At 59.4% G+C, this 342-nt stretch carries 1 pseudogene; it reads right to left on the minus strand.

Features of this window, described 5'->3' with window-relative positions:
- Positions 1-342: pseudogene (locus J3481_RS15170) on the minus strand (IS1634 family transposase); the annotation flags it as partial.

Below are 342 nucleotides of genomic sequence, written 5' to 3' on the forward strand. Positions count from 1 at the left end.
GTCCTCCGTCTCGAAGTACGTGGAGGTCGTGTCAAAGAACAGAAGGTCCACGTCCAGGTTCAAGAGATCGCTCACTCGCCGGAAGACCTCGTATTGCAGATCTTCCGCCACATCATGGAGAAAGTCCATTGCCCGGTATGCCTGCCACACGTCCAACTCGGTCATACCGGGAAGGGCCACTTCACGGTCGACCCATTCCTCCATGGCCAGCTTGCTGCTTGGCGCCAACGCGCGATTGGCGACCATGGCGAAGACGACACGCTCGACAGCCGCCTTGAACTTCCGATCGGCAAGCCGCTCTCGCAGGACCTCATCCAATCCAAGCTGTCGCCACAGCTCGTC

Origin of the sequence: Alicyclobacillus fructus (assembly GCF_017329605.1) — a bacterium.
Classification (GTDB): Bacteria; Bacillota; Bacilli; order Alicyclobacillales; family Alicyclobacillaceae; genus Alicyclobacillus; species Alicyclobacillus fructus.